This window comes from Pantoea sp. SGAir0184 (genome assembly GCF_043544755.1).
Window position 1 is genome coordinate 3,002,629 of the sequence record NZ_CP028050.1, and the last position, 15,051, is coordinate 3,017,679.

Annotated in this window: 11 protein-coding genes and 7 tRNA genes; 17 read left to right on the forward strand and 1 reads right to left on the reverse strand. The window is 56.3% G+C overall.

The window, feature by feature from the left end:
• The first annotated feature begins 4 nt into the window (after positions 1-4).
• From nagA to C1N60_RS14280, 11 genes are all read left to right on the forward strand, one after another.
• On the forward strand, positions 5-1,153 hold the full coding sequence (gene nagA / locus C1N60_RS14230) for an N-acetylglucosamine-6-phosphate deacetylase (protein ID WP_136545589.1): 1,149 nt from the start codon (positions 5-7) through the stop codon (positions 1,151-1,153).
• 7 nt (positions 1,154-1,160) lie between these two features.
• The gene (locus tag C1N60_RS14235; protein WP_058757890.1) at positions 1,161-2,381 is read left to right on the forward strand and encodes a DNA-binding transcriptional regulator NagC; all 1,221 of its coding nucleotides are present in this window, start codon (positions 1,161-1,163) and stop codon (positions 2,379-2,381) included.
• A 41-nt stretch (positions 2,382-2,422) separates the two neighbouring features.
• A complete protein-coding gene (locus tag C1N60_RS14240; protein WP_021508565.1) occupies positions 2,423-3,175 on the forward strand; it encodes an HAD-IIA family hydrolase in 753 nt (250 codons plus the stop codon).
• A 339-nt stretch (positions 3,176-3,514) separates the two neighbouring features.
• Positions 3,515-5,182 (forward strand): asparagine synthase B, encoded by a 1,668-nt coding sequence (gene asnB / locus C1N60_RS14245; RefSeq protein ID WP_058757891.1) that lies wholly within the window; start codon positions 3,515-3,517, stop codon positions 5,180-5,182.
• Between the two features lie 216 nt (positions 5,183-5,398).
• Positions 5,399-5,475, forward strand: a tRNA-Met gene (locus C1N60_RS14250).
• A gap of 7 nt (positions 5,476-5,482) precedes the next feature.
• Positions 5,483-5,567 (forward strand) — tRNA-Leu (locus tag C1N60_RS14255).
• Positions 5,568-5,588: 21 nt separating this feature from the next.
• A tRNA-Gln gene (locus C1N60_RS14260) sits at positions 5,589-5,663 on the forward strand.
• 34 nt (positions 5,664-5,697) lie between these two features.
• Positions 5,698-5,772 (forward strand) — tRNA-Gln (locus tag C1N60_RS14265).
• A gap of 29 nt (positions 5,773-5,801) precedes the next feature.
• Positions 5,802-5,878, forward strand: a tRNA-Met gene (locus C1N60_RS14270).
• A gap of 7 nt (positions 5,879-5,885) precedes the next feature.
• Positions 5,886-5,960: transfer RNA gene (locus C1N60_RS14275), tRNA-Gln, on the forward strand.
• A 28-nt stretch (positions 5,961-5,988) separates the two neighbouring features.
• A tRNA-Gln gene (locus tag C1N60_RS14280) sits at positions 5,989-6,063 on the forward strand.
• Positions 6,064-6,169: 106 nt separating this feature from the next.
• Here C1N60_RS14280 and ubiF read toward each other — a convergent pair.
• A complete protein-coding gene (gene ubiF, locus C1N60_RS14285) occupies positions 6,170-7,342 on the reverse strand; it encodes a 3-demethoxyubiquinol 3-hydroxylase (protein WP_136545583.1) in 1,173 nt (390 codons plus the stop codon).
• 609 nt (positions 7,343-7,951) lie between these two features.
• Between ubiF and miaB the strand changes: the two genes are divergently transcribed.
• From miaB to C1N60_RS14315, 6 genes are all read left to right on the forward strand, one after another.
• Positions 7,952-9,376 (forward strand): tRNA (N6-isopentenyl adenosine(37)-C2)-methylthiotransferase MiaB, encoded by a 1,425-nt coding sequence (miaB, locus tag C1N60_RS14290; protein ID WP_021508568.1) that lies wholly within the window; start codon positions 7,952-7,954, stop codon positions 9,374-9,376.
• A gap of 205 nt (positions 9,377-9,581) precedes the next feature.
• A complete protein-coding gene (locus tag C1N60_RS14295) occupies positions 9,582-10,655 on the forward strand; it encodes a PhoH family protein (RefSeq protein WP_394521008.1) in 1,074 nt (357 codons plus the stop codon).
• Positions 10,652-11,125: an rRNA maturation RNase YbeY gene (gene ybeY, locus C1N60_RS14300; protein ID WP_394521009.1), complete on the forward strand. Its 474-nt coding sequence runs from the start codon at positions 10,652-10,654 to the stop codon at positions 11,123-11,125. The genes C1N60_RS14295 and ybeY overlap by 4 nt, the downstream gene beginning before the upstream one ends.
• An 82-nt stretch (positions 11,126-11,207) precedes the next feature.
• Complete coding sequence (gene corC / locus C1N60_RS14305; RefSeq protein WP_021508571.1) at positions 11,208-12,089, forward strand: CNNM family magnesium/cobalt transport protein CorC; 882 nt, start codon at positions 11,208-11,210, stop codon at positions 12,087-12,089.
• Between the two features lie 4 nt (positions 12,090-12,093).
• Positions 12,094-13,620: an apolipoprotein N-acyltransferase gene (lnt, locus tag C1N60_RS14310; RefSeq protein WP_058757894.1), complete on the forward strand. Its 1,527-nt coding sequence runs from the start codon at positions 12,094-12,096 to the stop codon at positions 13,618-13,620.
• A 438-nt stretch (positions 13,621-14,058) separates the two neighbouring features.
• Entirely contained in the window at positions 14,059-14,952 is an 894-nt protein-coding gene (locus C1N60_RS14315; RefSeq protein WP_021508573.1) for a glutamate/aspartate ABC transporter substrate-binding protein, read from the forward strand.
• The last annotated feature ends 99 nt before the right edge of the window (positions 14,953-15,051 follow it).

The window sequence follows — 15,051 nt, forward strand, 5'->3', positions numbered from 1 at the left end:
GATGATGTACGCATTAGTTAACGGCCGGATTTTTACCGGCCATGAAGTTCTGGACAATCACGCCGTGGTGATTGCCAATGGCCTGATTGAGCGTGTCTGCCCGCGCGATGCGCTGGACGCCGCGATTCCACAACAGGATGTGGCTGGTGCGTTCATCGCTCCCGGATTTATCGACCTGCAGCTCAACGGCTGCGGCGGCGTGCAGTTCAACGATGACATCAATGCCCTGAGCGTGGAAACGCTGGATATCATGCAGCGTGCCAATGAAAAATCCGGCTGCACCAGCTATTTACCAACGCTGATTACCAGCAGTGATGAACTGATGAAGCGCGCGATTGAAACCATGCGCGCTTACCTGGCGAAGCATCAGAATCAGGCGCTGGGCCTGCATCTGGAAGGTCCGTGGCTGAATAAAGAGAAGAAAGGCACCCACAATCCGCAGCTGATTCGTCTGCCGGATGCGGAGCTGGTGGATTTCCTGTGCGCCAACGCTGACGTCATCACCAAAGTTACGCTGGCACCGGAAAATGCGGGCAGCGCCGTGATTCGCCAGCTGCGTGACGCCGGGATTATTGTGTCGTCTGGTCACTCCAATGCCACCTATGCCGAAGCCAAAGCGGGCATCAGCGCGGGCGTCACCTTTGCCACCCACCTGTATAACGCCATGAGCGCCTTTAGCGGTCGTGAGCCAGGTCTTATCGGTGCGCTGTTTGATTCGCCTGATGTATACTGCGGCATTATTGCAGACGGTTTACATGTCAATTACGCTAACGTGCGCAATGCAAAACGAATCAAAGGCGACAAACTGGTGCTGGTGACCGATGCCACCGCGCCAGCCGGTGCGTCGATTGATCAATTCATTTTTGCAGGTAAAACAATATACTATCGCGACGGCCTGTGCGTAGATGAGAACGGTACCCTGAGCGGATCTGCGCTGACGATGATTGAAGCGGTGCAGAATAGCGTGGAACATTGTGGTATCGCGCTGGACGAAGCGCTGCGCATGGCGACCCTGTATCCGGCAAGGGCAATGGGTGTGGAAAAGCAGTTTGGTACGGTGGAAGCAGGAAAAGTCGCCAACCTCACTGTCTTTACCCGCGATTATCAAATCACTAAGACGTTCGTCAACGGAGACAACGTCCTCAGCGAGTAAGTACTGAATGACCACTGGCGGCCAGACTCAAATAGGAAATGTCGATCTTGTCAAACAACTTAACAGTGCAGCTGTTTACCGGCTGATTGATCAACAGGGGCCGATTTCGCGTATTCAGATTGCCGAACTCAGCCAGCTTGCGCCCGCCAGCGTCACCAAAATTACCCGTCAGCTTATCGAACGCGGCCTCATCAAAGAGGTGGAGCAACAGGCCTCCACCGGTGGGCGCCGCGCCATCTCCATCATCACCGAAACCCGCCATTTTCATACCATCGGCGTGCGCCTGGGGCGCAACGATGCCACGCTGACGCTGTTCGATCTCAGCGGAAAATCGCTGGCGCAGGAAGATTATCCGCTGCCGGAGCGCACCCAGGAGACGCTGGAGAACGCGCTGTTCAACGCCATCAGTGCCTTTATGAGCACGCACCAGCGTAAAATTCATGAGCTGATCGCTATCGCGGTGATCCTGCCGGGGCTGGTCGACCCGATTAACGGCATCATTCGCTATATGCCGCATATCGCCGTCAGCCACTGGCCGCTGGTGGCGAGCCTGAAAAAACGCTTTAACGTCACCAGTTTTGTCGGGCACGATATCCGCAGCCTGGCGCTGGCTGAGCACTATTTCGGTGCAAGCCGCGACTGTGCGGACTCCATTCTGGTGCGTTTACATCGCGGAACCGGCGCCGGCATCATCGCTAACGGCCACATTTTCCTCGGCAGCAATGGCAACGTGGGTGAGATTGGCCACATTCAGGTCGATCCGCTCGGCGAACGCTGCCACTGTGGTAACTTTGGCTGCCTCGAAACCATTGCCGCTAATGGCGCGATTGAGAACCGCGTGCGCCACCTGCTCAATCAGGGTTATCCCAGCAGCCTGACGCTGGATGATTGCCAGATGCCACAAATCTGCCGCGCCGCCAATCAGGGCGACGCGCTGGCCTGCGAAGTGATCGAGTACGTTGGCCGCTATCTCGGCAAAGCGATCGCTATCGCCATTAACCTGTTTAACCCGCAAAAAGTGGTGCTGGCCGGCGAAATTACCGATGCCGATAAAGTGCTGTTCCCGGCGATTGAGGGCTGCATTAACACCCAGGCGTTGAACGCGTTTCGCAAAAATCTGCCTGTGGTGCGGTCTGAGCTGGACCATCGTTCGGCAATTGGCGCTTTCGCGCTGGCAAAACGCGCTATGCTGAATGGCATTCTGCTGCAGCACCTGCTGGAAGAATAATAGTAAGCCTGCCAGCTGGCAGGCCCGACCGGAAGCCACCTATGACCATCAAAAGCGTAATCTGTGACATCGACGGCGTGTTGATGCACGACAATACCGCCGTGAAAGGCGCAAACGAATTCCTGCAGCGCATTCTGGAAAAAGAGATGCCGCTGGTGGTACTGACCAACTATCCGTCACAAACCGCGCAGGATCTGGCCAACCGCTTTGCCAACGCCGGCGTCGACATCCCGGATTCGGTGTTTTACACCTCCGCCATGGCCACCGCGGATTTCCTGCGTCGTCAGGAGGGCAAAAAAGCCTACGTGATTGGTGAAGGCGCGCTGATTCATGAACTGTATAAGGCCGGTTTTACCATCACTGACGTCAACCCGGATTTCGTCATTGTCGGCGAGACGCGATCGTTTAACTGGGAAATGATGCATAAAGCCGCCTTCTTTGTGGCTAACGGTGCGCGTTTTATCGCGACCAATCCCGATACCCATGCACGCGGCTTTGTGCCGGCCTGTGGCGCGCTCTGTGCCGGTATCGAAACCATCTCCGGCCGCAAACCGTTTTATGTCGGTAAGCCCAGCCCTTACATCATGCGCGCCGCACTGAATAAAATGCATGCGCATTCAGAAGAGACGGTGATTGTGGGCGATAACCTGCGCACCGATATTCTGGCTGGCTTCCAGGCCGGTCTGGAAACCATTCTGGTGCTGTCCGGCGTCTCTACGCTGAGCGATATCGACGCCATGCCGTTCCGTCCGGACTGGATCTACCCTTCCGTGGCTGATATCGACCTGTTCTGATTAGCGTCATGCTGTCTGCTTATGGCCCTGCTCGCCGTTACGGTGTGCAGGGCTTTTTTATGTGTCTGGCATAGCGCTGTGATTCAGCCGCTGACGCGATCTCATCGGTTGCGCACAAAACCATCACTTCTGACAATTCATTAGACGCCATCTAATTTAATCGTTAATTTTTTGAATAAAATTCAAAATTACTTCATGCCAACAATCTTTTTATCAGTATTTGGTGATTTCGCTTGCGTTACCACCATCAATTAGCGCATTTTCTTATACATCACGCAGCGCAGGCTGCCGGACAAACAAGTCAATAACATCGCCACAGGGTGAGATCAGGAGTCAGTTATGTGTTCGATTTTTGGTGTGCTGGATCTGAAGACCGATCCTGTTGAACTGCGCAAGAAAGCGCTGGAATGTTCCCGTCTGATGCGTCACCGTGGCCCGGACTGGTCAGGTGTCTTCGCTGATGAGAAAGCCATTCTGGTGCACGAGCGCCTGTCCATCGTTGACGTGAACAACGGCGCCCAGCCGCTGTACAACGCGGATCACACCCACGTCCTGGCTGTTAATGGCGAAATTTATAACCACCAGGCGCTGCGCGCGGAACTGAGCGATCGCTACGCCTTCCAGACCGGTTCAGACTGCGAAGTCATCCTCGCGCTGTATCAGGAAAAAGGCCTCGATTTCCTCGACGACCTGCAGGGCATGTTCGCCTTCATTCTGTGGGACAGCGTCAAACAGCAGTATCTGATTGGCCGCGATCACATCGGTATTATTCCGCTCTATATGGGCAACGATGAGCACGGCAACCTGTATGTTGCTTCTGAAATGAAAGCGCTGGTGCCGGTGTGCCGCAGCATCAAAGAATTCCCGCCGGGAAGCTACCTCTCCAGCACCGATGGCGAAATCCGTCGTTACTGGCAGCGTGACTGGATGGATTTTGCAGCCGTGGCGCAAAACACCACCGATGCCGCTGGCCTGAAGCACGCGCTGGAAGAGTCAGTGAAGAGTCACCTGATGTCAGACGTACCGTACGGCGTGCTGCTGTCCGGCGGACTCGATTCTTCCATCATCTCTGCGGTGACCAAGCGCTATGCCGCCAAACGTGTGGAAGATCAGGACAAGAGCGATGCGTGGTGGCCGCAGCTGCACTCGTTTGCCGTCGGTCTGGAAGGTTCGCCGGATCTGAAAGCGGCGCAGGCGGTGGCCGATCACCTCGGTACCGTGCACCATGAAATTCATTTCACCGTGCAGGAAGGTCTGGATGCGATCCGCGATGTGATTTACCACATCGAAACCTACGATGTGACCACCATTCGCGCGTCGACGCCAATGTATCTGATGTCGCGTAAAATCAAAGCGATGGGCATCAAAATGGTGCTGTCAGGTGAAGGGGCGGATGAAGTGTTTGGCGGTTACCTCTACTTCCACAAGGCACCGAACGCTCAGGAGTTCCACGAAGAAAACGTGCGTAAGCTGCTGGCACTGCACATGTTTGACTGCGCGCGCGCTAACAAAGCGATGTCGGCGTGGGGCGTGGAAGCACGTGTGCCGTTCCTTGATAAGAAATTCCTTGATGTCGCGATGCGCATCAACCCGGAAGACAAAATGTGCGGCAGCAACGGCAAAATGGAAAAACACATTCTGCGTGAATGTTTCTCCTCTTACCTGCCGGAGAGCGTGGCGTGGCGTCAGAAAGAGCAGTTCTCTGATGGCGTAGGCTACAGCTGGATTGACACGCTGAAAGAAGTAGCGGCGAAGCAGATTAGCGAGCAGCAGCTGGCGACCGCGCATTTCCGCTTCCCGCACAACACGCCAACCTCGAAAGAAGCGTATCTGTACCGCGAGATCTTTGAGGAGCTGTTCCCACTGCCAAGCGCGGCAGAGTGCGTGCCGGGCGGTCCATCCGTGGCCTGTTCGTCGGCGAAAGCCATTGAGTGGGATGAAGCGTTTAAATCGATGGACGATCCGTCTGGTCGTGCGGTAGGCGTGCATCAGTCAGCGTACAAATAAGCATTTTCTTTATGCGTATAAGGGGCCCATTGTGGCCCCCTTTTCTTGCATCTGACGCGGATACGATCGAAAATTGCCGAATAAATCATCAGCCTGGTTACAAGCCAGACAAACAGGCGCGTTAAGGCAAAAAACGGCAAAAAATTTGTTGACGCTACAAAGCTCAATACGCATAATGCGCCCCGCAACGCCGATGAAGGTAACGCGAAAAAAGATGGCTACGTAGCTCAGTTGGTTAGAGCACATCACTCATAATGATGGGGTCACAGGTTCGATTCCCGTCGTAGCCACCATCTTTTTGCGGGAGTGGCGAAATTGGTAGACGCACCAGATTTAGGTTCTGGCGCCGCAAGGTGTGCGAGTTCAAGTCTCGCCTCCCGCACCATTTCAGTCTTCGGCAGCCGGATGGGGTATCGCCAAGCGGTAAGGCACCGGTTTTTGATACCGGCATTCCCTGGTTCGAATCCAGGTACCCCAGCCAATCCGATGCACTCTCGTGGATACGAGTCGACGAATGGGATATCGCCAAGCGGTAAGGCACCGGTTTTTGATACCGGCATTCCCTGGTTCGAATCCAGGTATCCCAGCCATCATCGGGTGCAGTAAAGCAGTACAATCTGGCTACGTAGCTCAGTCGGTTAGAGCACATCACTCATAATGATGGGGTCACAGGTTCGATTCCCGTCGTAGCCACCAAACAAATTGGGGTGTCGCCAAGCGGTAAGGCAGTGGATTCTGATTCCACCATTCCGGGGTTCGAATCCCTGCACCCCAGCCATACAAAGACAATTTGACCAAACACCTATTGGGGTGTCGCCAAGCGGTAAGGCACCGGATTCTGATTCCGGCATTCCGGGGTTCGAATCCCTGCACCCCAGCCAAATTGCACAACAGGCCCGCTTTTGCGGGCTTTGTTGTTTTTGTCGTTCCTGAATTTCACGCCTTATACAACAGATGGCGCCGCCACGATTGCGGCGCCCGGTGTGTTTACAACCCCAGCGCGTAACGCAGCACCTGACGCTTGAGCACGCCAGCATTCTCTGCCGCAATCAGTCCAAGGTTGCGCACCACACGCAGCGGCGGCAGCGCGTTGCTAAAGGCGAAGTAGAACAGATCCATACCGCCCTGCATCAGCAAATTATCTTTGTAGCGCTGACGGTGATAACGCTGCAATACCGGCAGCGATGCCCAGCGCTGCGCCTGGCTGCGCGCGTCCACCAGCGTATCAATCAGCGCATCCACATCGCGGTAGCCGAGATTAACCCCCTGCCCGGCCAGCGGATTGATGGTGTGTGCAGCATCACCGACCAGCGCCAGGCCCGGCAGCACATAGCGCGTGGCATGGCGGCGCACCAGCGGGAACGACGCCGCGTTCTTCACCTGGAAGCGGCCGACACGCGCCGGGAAGTTGGCCTGTACTTCTTTGGCTAGCTGGCTGAGCGGCAGATTTTGCAGCTGACGGATCCGTGCCGGCGCGTCGTACCACACCAGCGAAGCGTGGCGATCGAACAGCGGCAGAAACGCGCGTGGTCCGTCTGGCGTAAATTGCTGCCAGGTGGCATCGCCGGCCTCGTGTTCACACTCAACGCTGATTAGCATGCAGGATTGCGCATAGTTCCAGCCGCGCACGCCGATACCCGCCAGTTGTCGCACGCGCGAATTAGCACCATCGGCCCCCACCACCAGCTGGCTATCCAGCGTGCTCCCGTCATCCAGCTGTAGCTGCCAGCCGCCGCTGTGCGCCTGTAACGCCTGCAGTGAGGCCGGACACAGCAGCGTTACGCCATCCTGCTGCATCTGCTCCCACAGCGCGCGCTGCAGCACGCTGTTTTCCACCATATAGCCCAGCTCGGGAATGCCCAGTGCAGCCGCGTCGAAGGTGACGTGCGCGCTTTGCCACTCCCAGGTTTCCAGCTTGCGGTAGGGCGCGCTGCGCATCGCCTGGACACGTGGCCAGACATTGAGCTGGCGCAACAGCGCCACCGATGACGCACCAATGGCGGAGATGCGTATATCCGGCGCCAGGCTGGCGTCAAACGCGGCCGGCTCGGCACGTTCAATCACCGCCACGCGAAACTGCTGCTGCGCCAGACCACAGGCCAGCGCGGCACCGACCATGCCGCCGCCCACTACCACCACATCAAACTGTGAATCCTGCATTGACTCTTATCCTTCTGATTGCCGTGACGCCTTGCGGCAGCACTCTATGTGGCAAAGTGTACCGGAAATTTACCGCACCAGCAGAAAAGCCCTGCTAATCTTGTGCTTCAGCCGTGCATGTTTAACGCACCTGTCGCGTGAAATATAACCGGGCATCATGCCCAAAATAATTCGTGCGCCGGGAAGGCGGCAAGCAAGGATCATCCCGGGAGCTTACATCAGTAAGTGACCGGGAGAGCCGCGCGCAGCCAACGCGCCTGGCGTGTGAAATATAACCGGGCATCATGCCCTAAATAATTCGTGCGCCAGGAAGGCGGCAAGCAAGGATCTCCCCGGGAGCTTACATCAGTAAGTGACCGGGGGAGCTGCGCGCAGCCAACGCACCTGTCGCGTGAAATATAACCGGGCATCATGTCCTAAATAATTCGTGCGCCGGGAAGGCGGCAAGCAAGGATCATCCCGGGAGCTTACATCAGTAAGTGACCGGGGGAGCCGCGCGCAGCCAACGCACCTGGCGTGCGAAGTATGACGGGCATGCTGGTCACACCCGCGCCAAAGCATTACAATACGCGCCCTGCACTTCTCTGCTCAGAATCAATGGCTAGTTCAATGACCAAAAAACTGCATATCAAAACCTGGGGCTGTCAGATGAACGAATATGATTCATCGAAGATGGCTGACCTACTGAACAGCACGCACGGCTATACCCTGACGGAGGAAGCCGAAGACGCAGACGTACTGCTGCTGAATACCTGCTCCATCCGTGAGAAGGCGCAGGAAAAAGTGTTTCACTTGCTGGGACGCTGGAAGAAGCTGAAGGCGAAGAATCCTGAGCTGATTATTGGCGTGGGCGGCTGTGTGGCTTCGCAGGAGGGCGATAAAATTCGCCAGCGCGCGCAGTGCGTGGACATCGTTTTTGGCCCGCAGACGCTGCATCGTCTGCCGGAGATGATTAATCAGGTACGCGGCAGCAAAAGCCCGATTGTTGACGTCTCGTTCCCGGAAATCGAAAAGTTTGATCGCCTGCCGGAGCCACGCGCTGAAGGGCCTACGGCTTTTGTCTCGATCATGGAAGGCTGCAATAAATATTGCACTTTCTGCGTGGTGCCTTATACGCGCGGCGAGGAAGTGAGCCGTCCCTGCGATGACATCCTGCTGGAAGTTGCCCAGCTGGCGGCGCAGGGCGTGCGTGAAGTGAATCTGCTGGGGCAGAACGTCAACGCTTATCGCGGCGCGACCTTTGACGACCAGATTTGTACCTTTGCCGAGCTGCTGCGTCTGGTGGCCGCGATTGACGGAATTGACCGGATTCGTTTCACCACCAGCCATCCGATTGAGTTCACCGACGACATCATCGACGTTTATCGTGATACGCCGGAGCTGGTCAGCTTCCTGCACCTGCCAGTGCAGAGCGGTGCCGATCGTATTCTGACGCTGATGAAGCGAGCGCACACTGCGCTGGAGTACAAAGCGATTATTCGCAAGCTGGTGGCCGCGCGCCCGGATATCCAGATCAGTTCAGATTTCATCATTGGCTTCCCGGGCGAAACCCAGCAGGATTTCGAGCAGACCATGAAGCTCATCGGCGAAGTTAATTTCGACACCAGCTTCAGCTTTATCTATTCGGCGCGTCCGGGGACGCCAGCGGCCGATCTGCCGGACGACGTGCCGGAAGAGGAGAAGAAGCAGCGTCTGTACATTTTGCAGGATCGCATCAATCAGCAGGCGATGGCATGGAGCCGCCGCATGCTTGGTACCGTTCAGCGTATTCTGGTGGAAGGCACCTCACGTAAGAATGTGATGGAGCTGACCGGCCGTACCGAAAACAACCGCGTGGTCAACTTTGAAGGCGACGTGCGCATGATCGGTAAATTTGTTGATGTCGAAATCGTCGATGTTTATACCAATTCGCTGCGTGGCGTCGTGGTTCGCACCGAAGAGGAGATGGGCCTGCGCGTCGCGGAGAGTCCGGCATCGGTGATTGCGCGTACGCGTAAAGAGGATGAGATCGGCGTGGGCCTGTATCAACCTTGAGACCGCGATTACTGAGCGACAGCGCACAACGCGCTGTCGCCTGTTTCATCCCGCAGCCCTTGCTTTCCGCAGCTGCCGCCCAAATATCTCCCCTGAAGCTTGCGCCCGGGCGCGACCCCATAAATAATTCCGTAAAGATGCTGACGCCTGGCGTACGGTATCTGCTATTTCTTTCAACTGGCCCTGAGTGACCCAAAGGATTCATTTGAATATCGAAACTCGTGAAATCGCCCTTGAACCGGCAGACAATCGTCGACTGATGAGCCTGTGCGGTCCGTTTGATGACAACGTAAAACAGCTGGAGCGCCGTCTGGGCATTGAGATCAATCGCCGCGACAACCTGTTTAAGCTGGTTGGCCGTGCGCTGAGTGTCGAGGCGGCCGCCAATATTCTGCGTTCGCTGTACGTTGATACCGCGCCGGTGCGCGGCCTGATCCCGGACATTGAACCGGATCAGATCCATCTGGCGATCAAAGAGAGTCGCGTGCTGGAGCAGACGGCCGACAGCGTGCCGGAGTACGGTAAAGCGGTAAACATCAAGACCAAGCGCGGCGTGATTAAACCGCGTACGCCAAACCAGGCGCAGTACATCGCCAATATTCTCGATCACGACATCACGTTCGGCATTGGGCCGGCCGGGACCGGGAAAACCTATCTGGCGGTCGCCGCCGCGGTGGATGCGCTGGAGCGGCAGGAAATTCGCCGTATTCTGCTGACGCGTCCGGCGGTCGAAGCCGGCGAAAAGCTCGGCTTCCTGCCCGGCGATCTCAGTCAGAAAGTCGATCCTTACCTGCGTCCGCTGTATGACGCCCTGTTTGAAATGCTGGGCTTCGAGCGCGTCGAGAAGCTGATGGAGCGCAACGTGATTGAAGTCGCGCCGCTGGCCTACATGCGTGGCCGTACGCTGAATGACGCGTTCGTGATTCTTGATGAGAGCCAGAACACCACCATCGAACAGATGAAGATGTTCCTGACGCGTATCGGCTTCAACTCCAAAGCGGTGATTACCGGTGACGTGACGCAGATTGACCTGCCGCGCAGCACCAAATCCGGTCTGCGCCACGCCATCGAAGTGCTGGCCAATGTGGAAGAGATCAGCTTCAACTTTTTCCACAGCGAAGACGTGGTGCGTCATCCGGTGGTCGCACGCATTGTTAATGCTTATGAAGCCTGGGAAGAAGCGGACCAGAAACGCCGTGATAAACTGGCGGAAGAGCGTAAGCGTGAGGCGCAGGCGGCACAAACTGCCAGCCAGCCGACGCCGCAGGAGCCTTCATGAGCACGGTGATTTTAGATTTGCAGCTGGCGTGTGCCGATGAAAACGGCCTGCCCGCAGAAGCGGCGTTTCAGCGCTGGCTGGAGGCGGCGGTCACGCCGTTTCAGCCTGAGAGTGAAGTCACGATACGGCTGGTCGATGAAGCGGAGAGTAATGAGCTAAATCTGACTTATCGCGGCAAAGATAAGCCGACTAACGTGCTGTCGTTTCCGTTTGAAGCACCGCCGGGCATTGAGCTGCCGCTGCTGGGCGACCTGATTATTTGTCGTCAGGTTGTTGAGCAGGAAGCCGCCGAGCAGGGCAAAAGCCCTGAAGCGCACTGGGCACACATGGTGGTTCACGGCACGCTGCATCTGCTGGGTTATGACCATATTGAAGACGAGGAAGCTGAAGAGATGGAAGCGCTCGAGACCGAGATAATGCTTGCTCTTGGCTATCCCGATCCGTACATTTCGGAAAAAGAAGACGCCTGAACCGTCGGTTCAGGACATTGCGCTGCTGGCGAGGATGCCGGCAGTTCCTTTCCCTCATTCGAGAGAACTAAATAAAAACGCCATGAGCGACGACCATTCTCAAAACAACGACGCACCCAGTAGTAAAAAGGGTTTTTTCTCCCTGTTAATCAATCAGCTTTTCCACGGCGAACCCAAAAACCGTGACGAACTGCTGGGGCTGATCCGCGATTCTGAGCAAAAAGAGCTGATCGACCAGGACACCCGCGACATGCTGGAAGGGGTGCTGGATATTGCCGAACAGCGCGTGCGCGACATTATGATCCCGCGCTCGCAGATGATTACCCTGAAGCGCAACCAGAGCCTTGAAGAGTGCCTGGCAGTGATTATTGAATCTGCCCACTCGCGCTTCCCGGTAATCAGCGAAGATAAAGACCATGTTGAAGGCATTCTGATGGCGAAAGATCTGCTGCCGTTTATGAGCAGCAGCGCCGAGCCATTCAGCATGGAAAAAGTGCTGCGCCCGGTCGTGGTGGTGCCTGAGAGCAAGCGTGTCGATCGCATGCTCAAAGAGTTCCGCTCGCAGCGCTATCATATGGCGATCGTCATTGATGAGTTCGGTGGTGTCTCCGGACTGGTGACCATCGAAGATATCCTGGAGCTGATCGTCGGCGAAATTGAAGACGAATATGACGACGAAGAAGATCGCGATATCCGCCAGCTCAATCGCCACACCTATACGGTGCGTGCGCTGACGCCGATTGAGGATTTCAATGAGGTATTTGGTAGCGATTTCAGTGATGACGAAGTCGATACCATTGGCGGTCTGGTGATGCAGGGATTCGGCCATCTGCCGGCGCGCGGTGAAAGCATCGACATTGAGGGTTACCAATTCAAAGTTGCGATGGCTGACAGCCGCCGTATCATCCAGGTGCATGTGAAAATTCCGGAAGACTCTCCGCAACCGCAACTGGAAGACGAATAATTTTATGGCATTAGCCTCTCTCTACTCGCAGCAGCGGGTTCGCCTGCTGCTGGCATTAATTCTGGGTGCCGCGGGCACCCTTTCCTTTTCCCCGTATGATTTCTGGCCCGCCGCCCTGCTCTCTCTGGCTGGTTTGCAACTGCTGTTGCTGGATCGCCGCAGCGCGCAGGCGGCAGGCATCGGTTTTGCCTGGGGCTTTGGCCTGTTCGGCAGCGGCATCAACTGGGTGTACGTCAGCATTGCGACGTTTGGCGGCATGCCCGGCCCGGTCAATGTGTTCCTTGTGGTGCTGCTCGCCGCCTATCTGGCGCTTTACCCGCTGCTGTTTGCCCTGCTGCTGAACCGCTTCTGGCCACATGCCACGCTGTGGCGCATGGCGCTGGCGGCACCGGCGCTGTGGCAGATCACCGAGTTTCTGCGCGGCTGGGTGCTGACCGGCTTTCCGTGGCTGCAGTTTGGCTACAGCCAGATCGATGGGCCGCTGAAAGGCCTGGCGCCGCTGGCTGGCGTGGAAACCATCACCTTCCTGCTAATGGTGATTGCCGGCCTGCTGGCCTCAGCCTGCTACCACCGCAGCGTGAAAAACCTGATTATCGCCGTCGCGCTGCTGCTGCTGCCGTGGCCACTGCGGATGCTGCAGTGGTATCAGCCGCTGCCGCAGCGCAGCGTCAATGTAGCGATGGTGCAGGGCAATATTCCGCAGTCGATGAAGTGGGATCCGCAGCAGCTGCTGACCACGCTGCGCGTCTATACCACTTATAGCCAGCCGTTTATCGGCAAAGCGCCAATCATCATCTGGCCGGAGTCGGCAATTACCGATCTGGAGAGTAATCAGCAGCCGTTTTTGCATGCGCTGGATGACGAACTGCGCGCGCGCGGCAGCACGCTGATCACCGGCATTGTTGATTCGCGCGTTGAGAGCGATAACCGCTATCACGATTACAACTCGGTGATTGTGCTGGGCGGCGCGCAGCCTTACAGCTATCAGAGCCGCAACCGCTACCAGAAAAACCATCTGGTGCCGTTTGGCGAGTTTGTGCCGCTGGAAGGTCTGCTGCGTCCGCTGGCTCCGTTCTTCGACCTGCCGATGTCCTCGTTCAGCCGTGGCGCCTACCTGCAGCCGCAGCTGAAAGTGGCGGGCTATAATCTCACCAGCGCTATTTGCTATGAGATCGTGCTGGGCGAACAGGTGCGCGCTAACTTCCGTCCGGACACCAACTTCCTGCTGACGGTGTCGAACGATGCCTGGTTCGGTCATTCGATTGGTCCGTGGCAGCATTTCCAGATGGCACGCATGCGTGCGCTGGAGCTGGGTCGCCCGCTGCTGCGCTCAACCAACAACGGTGTTACCGCAGTGGTGAATGCGCAGGGAGACGTGGAGAACATCATCCCGCAGTTCACCCGCGAAGTGCTGAGCGCAACAGTCACGCCTGCCAGCGGTGAAACGCCGTATGCACGCGTCGGTATCTGGCCGGTATGGCTGCTGACGCTGGCGGGCATCGTGCTGGCGATTTTACGCCGCCGCACCTGATATCCCGCCCTCTCTCACCAGGCGAAGCGCAGGCTTCGCCTTTTTTCTGCGCAGTTTTCCGCTCCCTTTATCCTCAGTCACCGCCACTTTCTGCTGCCTTTTTATCCGCTCTCCGCGTACTGGCACGATCATTGCTAATTATTTCAGTGGTTTTAGCAACATCGGTGATTTGTCAGCGTAATGCCATGTTTGCGCACTATTATCTGGCACCGAAGCGCACTTAATTGGCGCAGAGGCTGTTTTTTGCCTCTTATTGGTGCGGAGCGGCTCGCAAAAAACAAACTTTTTTGTTTCATTACGTTAACAATTCGCTATGTTAATCACTATCCTGCGCGCAGTTGCGCTAAGGGATAATTAAAAAAGCAGCAGGAAATACACACAACATCACAATCTGCGCAGTTTATGTTCTGCGCAACATTCACACGAAGGAGTAGGAACATGCAGATTCGCAAAGTGGCATTATCGCTTCTGCTGTTGGGCGCAGCAGCGGGCGCGGCCCAGGCGGAAGATCTCACCGGCACCCTGAAAAAAATCAATGATAGTGGCGTGATTGTCGTGGGGCACCGTGAGTCATCCGTTCCCTTTTCTTACTACGACAACCAGCAGAAAGTGGTGGGCTATTCGCAGGACTACTCCAACGCCATTGTTGCCGCCATCAAAGCGAAACTGAATAAGCCGGATCTGCAGGTCAAAATGCTGCCGATCACCTCACAAAACCGTATTCCGCTGCTGCAGAACGGCACCTACGATTTCGAGTGTGGCTCGACCACCAACAACGTAGAGCGTCAGCAGCAGGCGGCGTTCTCTGACACCATCTTCATCATCGGTACGCGTCTGCTGGTGAAAAAAGGGGGCGACATCAAAGATTTCGCCGATCTGAAAGGCAAAACCGTGGTCGTCACCTCGGGCACCACCTCTGAGATTCTGCTGCGCAAGCTGAATGACGAGAAGAAAATGGATATGCGCATCATCAGCGCGAAAGATCACGGTGACTCGTTCCGCACGCTGGAAACCGGTCGCGCAGTGGCCTTCATGATGGATGACGCGCTGCTGGCCGGTGAACGTGCCAAGGCGAAGAAACCGGATAACTGGGAAATCACTGGCACGCCGCAGTCCAAAGAAGCCTACGGCTGCATGCTGCGTAAAGACGATGCGCCGTTTAAACAGCTGATGGATGACACCATCGCCAAAGCGCAGACGTCGGGTGAAGCCACCAAATGGTTCGATACCTGGTTCAAACAGCCAATTCCGCCGAAGAACCTGAACCTGAACTTCGAGCTGTCTTCTGACATGCAGGCGCTGTTTAAAGCACCGAACGACAAAGCACTCTGAATTAACAATGAAAACAAGGGCGGCACTGCTGCCCTCTCGATTGCTGAACACGCGGTGCGGACAGACAGACTGTAACAGGCCGTTCCCCTGAAGCAGGAC

Excerpts from the sequence above, each read along its gene's own strand:
- nagA (WP_136545589.1), top strand. The coding sequence starts at position 5 with ATGTACGCATTAGTTAACGGCCGGATTTTTACCGGCCATGAAGTTCTG.
- C1N60_RS14235 (WP_058757890.1), top strand. The coding sequence starts at position 1,161 with ATGACCACTGGCGGCCAGACTCAAATAGGAAATGTCGATCTTGTCAAA.
- C1N60_RS14240 (WP_021508565.1), top strand. The coding sequence starts at position 2,423 with ATGACCATCAAAAGCGTAATCTGTGACATCGACGGCGTGTTGATGCAC.
- asnB (WP_058757891.1), top strand. The coding sequence starts at position 3,515 with ATGTGTTCGATTTTTGGTGTGCTGGATCTGAAGACCGATCCTGTTGAA.
- ubiF (WP_136545583.1), bottom strand. The coding sequence starts at position 7,342 with ATGCAGGATTCACAGTTTGATGTGGTGGTAGTGGGCGGCGGCATGGTC.
- miaB (WP_021508568.1), top strand. The coding sequence starts at position 7,952 with ATGACCAAAAAACTGCATATCAAAACCTGGGGCTGTCAGATGAACGAA.
- ybeY (WP_394521009.1), top strand. The coding sequence starts at position 10,652 with ATGAGCACGGTGATTTTAGATTTGCAGCTGGCGTGTGCCGATGAAAAC.
- corC (WP_021508571.1), top strand. The coding sequence starts at position 11,208 with ATGAGCGACGACCATTCTCAAAACAACGACGCACCCAGTAGTAAAAAG.
- lnt (WP_058757894.1), top strand. The coding sequence starts at position 12,094 with ATGGCATTAGCCTCTCTCTACTCGCAGCAGCGGGTTCGCCTGCTGCTG.
- C1N60_RS14315 (WP_021508573.1), top strand. The coding sequence starts at position 14,059 with ATGCAGATTCGCAAAGTGGCATTATCGCTTCTGCTGTTGGGCGCAGCA.